This is a genomic window from Mesorhizobium yinganensis (assembly GCF_040081985.1).
In the GTDB taxonomy this organism is placed as follows: domain Bacteria; phylum Pseudomonadota; class Alphaproteobacteria; order Rhizobiales; family Rhizobiaceae; genus Kumtagia; species Kumtagia yinganensis.
The window spans coordinates 127,340-134,225 of sequence record NZ_JBEBMH010000017.1; the positions used below are offsets into that span (position 1 = coordinate 127,340).

At 60.7% G+C, this 6,886-nt stretch carries 7 protein-coding genes and 1 pseudogene; 6 read left to right on the forward strand and 2 right to left on the reverse strand.

All coding sequences use genetic code 11. The features are described from left to right. Nucleotides 1-38: 38 nt before the first annotated feature. The 5 genes from ABMA59_RS25345 (at nucleotide 39) to ABMA59_RS25365 (ending at nucleotide 4,030) form a co-directional block, all read left to right on the forward strand. Nucleotides 39-791, forward strand: coding sequence for an SDR family NAD(P)-dependent oxidoreductase (locus ABMA59_RS25345; protein WP_349008162.1), 753 nt, complete (start codon nucleotides 39-41; stop codon nucleotides 789-791). A 19-nt stretch (nucleotides 792-810) separates the two neighbouring features. Then, a complete protein-coding gene (locus ABMA59_RS25350) occupies nucleotides 811-1,650 on the forward strand; it encodes a transketolase (RefSeq protein WP_349008174.1) in 840 nt (279 codons plus the stop codon). Further along, entirely contained in the window at nucleotides 1,647-2,669 is a 1,023-nt protein-coding gene (locus ABMA59_RS25355) for a transketolase family protein (protein WP_349008163.1), read from the forward strand. Before ABMA59_RS25350 ends, ABMA59_RS25355 begins: the two co-directional genes overlap by 4 nt. A gap of 189 nt (nucleotides 2,670-2,858) precedes the next feature. Beyond that, on the forward strand, nucleotides 2,859-3,719 hold the full coding sequence (locus tag ABMA59_RS25360; RefSeq protein WP_349008164.1) for a phosphotransferase: 861 nt from the start codon (nucleotides 2,859-2,861) through the stop codon (nucleotides 3,717-3,719). Between the two features lie 107 nt (nucleotides 3,720-3,826). Further along, nucleotides 3,827-4,030 carry a hypothetical protein gene (locus ABMA59_RS25365; RefSeq protein ID WP_349008165.1) on the forward strand — a complete coding sequence of 68 codons (204 nt, stop codon included), beginning with the start codon at nucleotides 3,827-3,829 and terminating at the stop codon, nucleotides 4,028-4,030. Nucleotides 4,031-4,577: 547 nt separating this feature from the next. Here the strand turns inward: ABMA59_RS25365 and ABMA59_RS25370 are convergent. Next, nucleotides 4,578-5,342, reverse strand: a complete 765-nt coding sequence (locus tag ABMA59_RS25370; RefSeq protein WP_349008166.1) for a DeoR/GlpR family DNA-binding transcription regulator — start codon at nucleotides 5,340-5,342, stop codon at nucleotides 4,578-4,580. A gap of 285 nt (nucleotides 5,343-5,627) precedes the next feature. Between ABMA59_RS25370 and ABMA59_RS25375 the strand changes: the two genes are divergently transcribed. Further along, entirely contained in the window at nucleotides 5,628-6,779 is a 1,152-nt protein-coding gene (locus ABMA59_RS25375) for an NAD(P)/FAD-dependent oxidoreductase (RefSeq protein WP_349008167.1), read from the forward strand. On the opposite strand, the pseudogene ABMA59_RS25380 reads toward ABMA59_RS25375, so the two are convergent. Next, nucleotides 6,744-6,886, reverse strand: a pseudogene (locus tag ABMA59_RS25380) (IS6 family transposase); the annotation flags it as partial. The gene ABMA59_RS25375 and the pseudogene ABMA59_RS25380 overlap by 36 nt on opposite strands.

Genomic DNA, 6,886 nt, shown 5'->3' on the forward strand with positions numbered 1-6,886 from the left:
CATCCGCCGAGACAATTGAAACAGCAGGAGACTTTGAAATGTTGCTGAAGGGCAAGGCCGTGGTGATTTCGGGTGCCGCGAGCCCTCGCGGTATAGGCCGCTCCACGGCAACGTTGATGGCGGAACAAGGCGCGCGCATTGCTATTCTTGACCTCGATAAGCAACAAGCCCGTGACGCCGCCGCGTCGCTTGGACCCGAGCACATCGGCCTCGCCTGCAATGTCGCCGACCTCGATGCCTGCAAGAGGGCTGCCGCAGAAGTGACCGAAGCGTTTGGAAGGGTCGAGGTGTTGTGCAACATTGCCGGGATCACGCAGCCCGTAAAGACACTGGACATCGGCCCGGCCGACTGGGACCGCATCCTCGATGTCAATCTGCGCGGCGTGCTCTATCTCAGCCAGGCCTTCATCCCGCATATGCGTGAAAATGGCGGCGGCTCGATCATCTGCATGTCGTCGGTTTCAGCGCAACGCGGCGGCGGCATCTTCGGTGGCCCGCATTACTCAGCCGCCAAGGCGGGTGTGCTCGGGCTCGCCAAGGCCATGGCACGCGAATTCGGGCCTGACGGCATTCGCATCAACTGCGTCACGCCTGGCCTGATCCAGACCGACATAACCGGCGGCAAACTGACCGATGCCATGCGCGCTGACATCATCAAGGGTATCCCGCTCAGTCGCCTGGGCGATGCGCGTGACGTGGCGGGCGCCTACCTCTTCCTCGCCTCCGATCTGGCCAGCTACATCACCGGCGCCGTGATCGACGTCAATGGCGGGATGCTGATCCATGGCTGACGAGACAACGGAATTCGAGATGCCACGCGCGGGCAGCAATGTCAGCCTTGCAGAACGCGCCTATCGCATCCGTCGACATGCCGTGCGCATGGGCGAAGTCCAAGGCCAGGGCTATGTCGGGCAGGCGCTCGGCGTCGCCGATGTGCTTGCGGTGGCCTATTTCCATGCACTTCGCTACCGGCCGGATGACACACAATGGGAGGAGCGCGACCGCTTTCTGCTGTCGATCGGACACTATGCGATCGCACTCTACGCGGCATTGATTGAAGCAGGCGTGCTGCCGGAGGAAGAGCTTGAGACCTACGGTACCGACGACAGCCGCATGCCGATGTCCGGCATGGCGGCGTACACGCCTGGAATGGAAATCACCGGCGGATCGCTCGGCCACGGGCTCGGCATCGCTGTCGGCATGTGCCTGGGCCTGAAACGCAAGCAGAGCGATTGTTTCGTCTACAACCTCTTGTCCGACGGTGAGCTTGGCGAGGGTTCGACCTGGGAAGCAGCGATGTCTGCCGCCCATCACAAGCTCGACAACCTCATCGCCATCGTCGACTTCAACAACCTGCAGGCCGACGGTCCCTCCACAGCTATGCTGTCTTCGGAGCCGGTGACCGACAAGTTCGAGGCCTTCGGCTGGCACGCGCAGCGCGTTGACGGCAACGACATCGAGTCCGTCCGCGCTGCATTCGACAACGCCCGGGGTCTCAAGGATCCGCGTCCACGTATCATCGTCTGTGACACCCGCATGGGTAAGGGTGTGCCTTTCCTGGAGGCCCGCGACATCACGCATTTCATCCGCGTCGAGCCCAATGAGTGGGCTCTGGCGCTCGAAGCTTTGGAGAAGGGACGTCCGCAGTGAGGCTGTCAAAATTCGCGCCGCGCCACGCCGTCAACGCGGGTGAGCGCAAGACCACCTCGGCGATGATCGCCTCGATCGCGCCCGATGGCGTTCCCACGCGCAACGCGCCGTTCGGACACACACTTGCAAGGCTAGCCCATCAGCGGCCTGGGATCGTGGGTTTGACGGCTGATCTTGCGAAATACACCGACCTACATGTCTTCGCGCAGGAGCATCCGGATCGCTTCTATCAAATGGGCATGGCGGAGCAGGTGCTGATGAGCGCTGCCGCTGGCTTGGCGCGGGAGGGGTTCACGCCCTTCGCCACGACCTACGCTGTCTTTGCCTCCCGACGGGCCTACGATTTCATCTGCATGGCGATTGCCGAGGAGAAGCTCAACGTCAAGATCGTCTGCGCCTTGCCGGGACTGACCACCGGCTACGGTCCCAGCCACCAGGCGACAGAAGACATTGCGATCTTCCGCGGCATGCCGAACCTGACGATTATCGACCCTTGCGACGCGCTCGACATCGAACAGGCCACAGAGGCAATCGCGGACTACAAGGGCCCGGTCTACATGCGGCTGGTGCGCGGCAAGGTTCCCGTGGTGCTGGACGAGTACGACTATACGTTCGAGATCGGCAAGGCGCGAATGCTGCGCGAGGGTGCGGATGTGCTGTTCATTTCCAGCGGCCTGATGACCATGCGCGTGCTGGAGGCCGCGAAGGCGCTTGAAGCAGACCGCATCGACTGCGCGGTGCTGCACATGCCCACGATCAAGCCGCTCGATACGGACGCGATCCTTGCCGCCGCGCGCCGTCCGGGACGGCTCGTGGTGGTGGCGGAGAACCACACCATCATTGGTGGCCTGGGCGAAGGCGTTGCCGCGCTGCTGATGCGGGAGGGCGTGACCCCGGTCTTTCGCCAGATCGCCCTGCCCGACGAGTTCCTCGACGCTGGCGCGCTGCCGACGCTGCATGATCGCTATGGGATCTCAACGTCCGAGCTCGTACGCCGCGTCCGCATCTGGAGCCAATGAGAGGCAGGAGCTCTCGCCAGGCAACAATGGAGTCGTCGACCTGAATTGATGAGTTGGCTTCCCATCCGCGTCGCACATTACCCGGACCGGCTGTTCAGCAATGCCGGCCAAGGACCTGGGCGGGCCTGATGCCGGTCAATCGAGCACATCCCTCCCCGCACTGGGCATGATCGCGACCCGCATTTTTTCGTGCGGCGCGACGAGTTTCAGTCTCGGGTGCCCAGTCACCGCCAACACCTCCATAAGATGCGCCTGGGGCGAGCTGTCGTCCATAGTCGCGGTTCGAGCTTATCCGGCTCGCCGTCGCTCATCGGCGCCGATCATAGCGCTGCTTCGGAAGCGAGCCGCCGCGCGTTTGAACTGGGGTTGGGGCCCCGCACATATGATTATCTTGCCCATCGCGGCGTGGAGATAGCCGACTTCGTAGAGGGCCGGCGCGCATGCACAATCCGCGATTTCAGGAACCGTCACGTCAGGGCAACGGCGATTTCGCTTTATCGCGCCTTCAACGGATCGCGCCGCCTCGGCCTAACCAAAACCGTGTTCGATATGATCGAGGAGCACCTCGATCAGCTTCGCAGGCTTGATGCCCGCCTTCCCGCCGAATTCAGTGCCATTCATGATCAGTATCTACGGGCGAGGTCGGCCCTGGAAGCATCCGGGTTGGACCTCGTGCCCTGCTACAACGATCCCGCGCCGGCCAATTTTCTGATAGCGGACGACCGATCAATCCTGATCGTCGACTACGAGTATGCCTCTAACAATGACCGCTGTTACGATCTGGCCGTCTGGTGCGGAGAGATGTTCTTCTCCTATCCGACTGAAAACGAGATCATAGAGAGCTATTTCGGCCGCGTGGACCCCGCGATCCAGGCTCGCATCTTCCTTTATCGGAGGCTCGGGGACCTGAAATGGTCGGCTTGGGCGATGATTCAGAACTGCATGTCACCGCTTGATTTCGACTTTTTCAAGTTCGGGGCCTTGAAGCAGATGCGTGCCCGCGCCGCCCTTCAAGATCCGCGATGGGAGCACGCCCTCAAGAGCCTTTAATTCGCCCGCACACATCACCTGCTGCGGAGCCGATAGCCGACGGTCTCGTTGCCGGGACACCCGACACGAAGAGCGGACATCAGTAGCGGCGACCCGCAGAAAATGCTGTGACCCCGCAACGCTCCTGGAATTCGGCCACGCTGCTGGTCCGATTGCTGACGAAATTAGAAATTTCGGAAGCGGATAAGCTTTCCATGCCAGACGCCGTCCAATTCGTAGTAGAAGCCAAGAAAGTCGTTTCGCGCGAACAGCCGCTATTCCTCGACCAAGCGATTGTTACCCTTGCCGCCAGTACAAATAGCATCTCTTAAAGAGGCAAGTTAGGGATATCCCCATTCAATGATATCGACCCAACCTGCGTCGGCACAATGACTGGGGTTCTGGCCACTGAACCAGATCCGCCGGTAGTGATAGGATAGACCCGGGTGATGGATAGTCCCGGCGTTGAACCTCCGGAGTCCGACGGCCGGACCAAGCCCAGCGTCTCGCCGGCCGCCAGACCGAACGAAACATTGTCGACGGCAGGACCGCCTTAAGGCCCGATCCGATCAGCCCTTTCTCGGAGCGCCTGTCTTCCTCCTGTTACAATGCCTGCCCCGCTACCTTAAACGGCAGTAACCTCTATCGGCTTTCTGAAGTAGTGTCCGCTTTTAGACCGGGTTCCTGGATCGACTGCCGGGCTTAATTGCAGTGGGACGCCAAGGCGGCGGAAGTCGCGCGAACCCAGGCGCAGCGCCGCGCGCGATCTCCGCGACCGGACCGAGCGCTATCGCAACCTGTCCAGCTCCTGCTCCATCGAGCCGATTAATGAGCCGAAGAAGCAATGCCCGTTCGGTCAAACCTTGTTTAGTGCACGCCCTATTCCGCCACAAACAATTCGACCCCGTGGTCGCGAATAGCTTCCATGATCGACCCAGAGGGGATGCGATCGGTCACGATCCTGTCGATGGCATCGAACTGACAGACCTGCGCCATTCCCACCCGACCGAACTTCGAGTGATCTGCAAGTATGGTGAGCTTCTGCGCCTGAGCGATCATCGCGCGAGCCACCATTGCCTCCTCCACATCGAAGTCCATGATCCCGAGGCTGCCATCGATCGCGCCGATGGTAAGCACGGCATGGTCGGCCCTGAACCGTGTCACCTGTTCCAGGGTAATGGAGCCGACCACCTCCTTAGTGTCTGCATGGCATTCGCCACCCAGGAGATAAACCTTGCTTCGGCTGCCGCCCTCCTGAACCTTGAGTGCTACTCCAATTGAATTGGTGACCACCGTGCAACGAGCGGCGCCGGCCAGTGCCGCGGCGAAAAATTCCGTGGTTGTACCGGCATCGATCATCACCGTTTCATTGTCCTCGAACAGTGCTGCAGCTCGCCTAGCTATCCTTTCCTTCGGATAGGCGTTCTCCGTCAGTCGCTGAACGAACGGCGCTTCGACGGATAGTTTCGATTTCTGTGCGCCGCCATGGACACGACGCAAAAGGCCTTGGGAGTCAAGCTGCGCAAGGTCTCGTCGGACAGTCTCTCGAGACACTTCGAAGCGCTGCGCCAACTCTTCCACTTTCAGCTCGCCCGCCGCATAAGCCAGCTCCAGCATTGCCGCTCGTCTTTGATCCGGATCCATTCCCTGTCCTCGTTTGGTTTTCAGACGTAGACCGCCCATCGAGGCAAGCCGGCCTGCTGTGCTTCTTTCTCGTCAGCCCAATGATCTCGCCGGGCAAACACTAGCTGCAAACGGAATGGCTAACCGATAGGGGATTGCGTGACGGACAGGCCTACGCTACTCATGACCGAACGGTCATGACAAGTCAAAATTTTGCTTCCGGGTTGAATGTTCGGTCACAGGTCAACATCCGATAGGCACGCGCCGAACTACCCCGCGTCGGCCACCGCAGGACCTCGCTTCGACGTGGCGGTAATCGGTGGCGGCGTCGTGGGCCTTGCCATACTGCGCCATTTTTCCATCGCGGGACTGAAGTGCGTATTGCTCGAACGCGGCGCCGACATTCTGTCGGGTGCTTCAAAGGGTAACAGTGCGCTGCTCCACACCGGGTTTGACGCGCCCGCGGGCAGTCTTGAGCTCGCATGCATCAAGGCAGGCTATGCCGAGTATCTCGACATCCACGAGAAGCTCAACCTTCCTATCGTGAAGAGTTCGGCCCTTGTGGTGGGCTGGTCCGATGAAGAGTGCTCGAAGCTCCACGGCATAGTCGGCAAAGCGCACGAGAATGGGATCGGCGACGTACGCCTTGTCGGTCGAACCGAACTCGGCAAGCTTGAACCATCGCTCTCAAAGGCAGCGCGGGAGGCCGTGCTGGTTCCCGGTGAGCACATCATCGATCCATGGTCGGCACCTTTGGCTTATGCGCGTCAGGCGATCGCCCACGGGGCCGTGATCGTCCGTGCCACGGAGGTCACCGGCGGAGAGCGCATTCCGGACGGCTGGCTGCTGAAATGCGCCACCGGGACAGTCCGGGCCGGGATCGTGGTCAATGCCGCAGGAAACTTCGGCGACCTGGTCGAGACGATAGCAAGGCCATCGCCTTTCCGGATCACGCCGCGAAACGGTCAGTTCGTCGTCTTTGACAAGCCGGCATCGAAGCTCGTCAACGCGATCATCCTTCCGGTGCCCACCGAGCGCACCAAAGGCGTTGTGCTTTTCCGCACCTGCTTTGGAAATCTGGCGATCGGCCCGACTGCAGAGGACGTGGAGGAGCGCGAGACCGCGACCACCGATACGGCAACGTTGGAGCGCCTGAAGACCCGGGCGATCGAAATGGTGCCAAACCTGGCGAACGTCGGTGTCAACGCGACCTATGCTGGCCTGAGGCCTGCCTGCCAGTTCAAGGACTATGTGATAGAGGCGTTGACCGGCAGCAACTGGATAACGGTTGCCGGCATCAGATCCACGGGCCTCACGGCATCGCTGGGGATAGCCCGTCATGTAGGGCGGCTCTATGCCGAGCATTTCGGGTTCTGTCGCAAACTCGAAGCTGAGATGAGGAAAGGCTGCCTGCTCAAATTTTCACGCGGCCAGCATTTTGAACTGTTCGACAAGTGACGGTGCTGGATTGTGCGCGTATCTCGCCTGCCGTTTCCGCATCATGTGAACCATTTCAATGCCGTACAGGATAATCGCTGCGCAGGTGGTCGATTTGAAGCCGAGCA

What these genes read in the sequence shown, in the direction of transcription:
- ABMA59_RS25345 (WP_349008162.1), top strand. Translation starts at nt 39, where the DNA reads ATGTTGCTGAAGGGCAAGGCCGTGGTGATTTCGGGTGCCGCGAGCCCT.
- ABMA59_RS25350 (WP_349008174.1), top strand. Translation starts at nt 811, where the DNA reads ATGCCACGCGCGGGCAGCAATGTCAGCCTTGCAGAACGCGCCTATCGC.
- ABMA59_RS25370 (WP_349008166.1), bottom strand. Translation starts at nt 5,342, where the DNA reads ATGGATCCGGATCAAAGACGAGCGGCAATGCTGGAGCTGGCTTATGCG.